This is a genomic window from Paenibacillus sp. 01T422, from assembly GCF_056398785.1.
Map to the genome: position 1 here is coordinate 1 of NZ_JBFTQB010001064.1, position 2700 is coordinate 2700.

The following is a 2700-nucleotide window of genomic DNA, read 5'->3' on the forward strand; positions in this document are numbered from 1 at the left end:
CAACTACATAACGCAGCTATGGATCCAGAGGTTTGCGATACGGCAAGGTTCCTCAATCAATTAGGTGCGCGAATCTACGGAGCAGGAGCAGAACATATTCGAATTGAAGGCGTCTCGTATTTGGATGGAGGAACGCACACAGTTATTCCAGACAGGCTGATTGCCGGAGCTTTCCTGATGTCTGCTGGGCTCCATGGGGGACAGGTTACTGTCATGGACGTTATCCCCGAGCATCTGGGATCATGTCTAGCTAAGCTTGAGGAAATAGGGATGCATGTGGAATGTGGTGATAACCAGATTACGGCATATGGAACGAATTCGCTGAAAGCGACGCGTATCCGCACAGGCATGTATCCGAGCTTCGCCACTGATTTGCAGCAACCGATGACTGCACTTCTGCTGCAAGCCAAAGGCAAGAGCATAGTTACAGATCGTATCTATCCTAAGCGGCTTGCGCACGTTCCGCAGCTGCGGCGGCTTGGCGCAGAGATTGATCTACGAAACGAAAGTGCCTTTATAACCGGAGGACGACCATTGCAAGGCGGCTGGGTGCATGCCACAGATGTGCGTGCTGGCACCTGTTTGCTAATGGCTGGTTTAGCGGCAGAAGGTAGCACATTTATTACTGGCGTTGAGCACATCGAGCGCGGCTATGAGGACGTTATTGGCAGCTTTAGCTCCATAGGGGCTAAACTTTTGCTGCACGAGCTGGATGCGCAGGAGCATCCAGGCCAGATTCGTGAATCCTTTTGAGATAGGGAGAAAACAAAGACATCGCCGTGGATACGGCGGTGTTTTTGTTTTTTGAAGWGGTATCGAACGTCAGAATATACGGAGCAAAACTATATGAGTGGTTTATATTATGTTGCAAATGCAACAAAAATAAGGTACTATTTTTTCACAACGTTTGAAAAATACATGATCAGTGGAGTTGCACTTATGAAGGAAATATTGCGTGAAGTTGGCATGATTGCCCGGGCGTTAGATTCTATTAGTAATATAGAGTTTAAAAAATATGATCTTACTAAAGGTCAGTACTTGTATCTCGTGCGAATATGCGAAAATCCAGGAATTATTCAAGAAAAGTTAGCGGAAATGATAAAAGTAGATCGAACTACAGCTGCTCGTGCAATCAAAAAGCTGGAGATTCATGGTTTTATTGAAAAGACAGATGATCAAAATAATCAAAAGATCAAAAAACTTATTCCAACCGAAAAAGGGAAAACCGTTTACCCTTATATAAAGAAGGAGAACGATTATTCCAATAGCGTCGCACTATCTGGGCTTTCCACTAGTGAAATAGAAACGATTTTTGACCTGCTGCAAAGGGTTAGAAGAAATGTGGAAAAAGACTGGGAGTTTGTTAAAAAAGGAAATGAGAGAAATTATTGATTGAATTTGGAGGGATCAGATAATATGACTGTACATATAAAACCTTGCACATTTGAAGATTTAAGATTACTTCAAGAAATTAGCATTGAAACATATAATGAGACTTTTAAGATTCATAATTCACCTGAAAATATGAATGCCTACCTGGAAAAAGCTTTTAACACAAAGCAATTAGAAAAAGAATTGTCAAATACCTCGTCGGAATTCTATTTTATTTATTCAAATGAGGAAATTGCAGGGTATTTAAAACTAAACACCAATGATGCTCAGACTGAAATAATGGGCAATAATGCGCTTGAAATCGAGAGGATTTATATAAGGCAAAATTTTCACAAGCAGGGGCTGGGTAAAGATCTCTTACATAAAGCTGTAGAAGTCGCGAAACAACGAAATAAAGAGAAGATTTGGCTTGGGGTCTGGGAACAAAACGAGAATGCGATGACCTTTTATAATAAAATGGGTTTCGTTAAAACAGGAGCCCACTCTTTCTTTATGGGTGAGGATGAACAATTAGATATTATAATGACGAAAACAGCGGCTTTGATGTGTCGTGGTCTCCGCGGGCGAGGGCATTACGGATCGATCCGAAGGTAGTGGGAGAGCAGTCAGCCATAGTACCACTGTTACAGAAAGATTCCGACGCGCTTCCGATAGGAACACATCTGAAAGATGTGTTGTACACTGATATCCAAGCCTATTATGGCGATAAACCACTCCGCTCATTTAATATTGATGGACGAACGGCAATCCTCCTGAACGATCTCGATGACTTCGGCACGGTAGTTTGGAGCGAATCAGAACGGACGATCCGGTTCCAATCGAAACCCCTTGCGGAAGAGGGGACACAAGAAGTCTGGCGGAAAGAAGGAGCGAACCTTGTTCTCCACTCGGTGAAGGATGTTAGCTTTTCCTTAGATTTCAGGGAAGAGGGGCAATTTTATGAGGAAGAGCAGGTGGGGTTCGGGGAGAATGGTTTGCCATATATGAAGCTGGATTTTTTTGCCGACAAATTTGGGTTTACGAAAGTCCAGAATGCAGATCGAAAAAGTATAGAACTAAGTGATGGACTCTATTCCTTTTCCATTCAACCGGGAAACAATCAGGCAACCATGTATTGGGGCGGGCGGGCTGTGCACACATATGAGCTGATCTTCCCGCCGCGGGTAAAAGATGGAGACATTTATTTATATAGCATAGATTTGGAACGTTTATTCGGATACATCGGAAAATGGAATCAGGATTCCCGGAATCTTTACATTCGGTATACGAGCTACGATGTGAAGGATTATGGCTTCCCTACTCAAGAGG

The 2700-nt window shown here is 43.1% G+C and carries 2 protein-coding genes and 2 pseudogenes; all 4 read left to right on the forward strand.

The features are described 5' to 3' along the window. A pseudogene (locus AC1DUA_RS35520) lies at nt 1-753 on the forward strand (UDP-N-acetylglucosamine 1-carboxyvinyltransferase); the annotation flags it as partial. A 186-nt stretch (nt 754-939) separates the two neighbouring features. After that, nucleotides 940-1392 carry a MarR family winged helix-turn-helix transcriptional regulator gene (locus AC1DUA_RS35525; RefSeq protein WP_477504217.1) on the forward strand — a complete coding sequence of 151 codons (453 nt, stop codon included), beginning with the start codon at nt 940-942 and terminating at the stop codon, nt 1390-1392. Nucleotides 1393-1416: 24 nt separating this feature from the next. Further along, nucleotides 1417-1986: a spermidine/spermine N(1)-acetyltransferase gene (gene paiA / locus AC1DUA_RS35530; protein ID WP_477504216.1), complete on the forward strand. Its 570-nt coding sequence runs from the start codon at nt 1417-1419 to the stop codon at nt 1984-1986. Beyond that, nucleotides 1938-2700 (forward strand): annotated as a pseudogene (locus AC1DUA_RS35535) (hypothetical protein); the annotation flags it as partial. The gene paiA and the pseudogene AC1DUA_RS35535, both read left to right, overlap by 49 nt.

What these genes read in the sequence shown, in the direction of transcription:
- AC1DUA_RS35525 (WP_477504217.1), top strand. Translation starts at nt 940, where the DNA reads ATGAAGGAAATATTGCGTGAAGTTGGCATGATTGCCCGGGCGTTAGAT.
- paiA (WP_477504216.1), top strand. Translation starts at nt 1,417, where the DNA reads ATGACTGTACATATAAAACCTTGCACATTTGAAGATTTAAGATTACTT.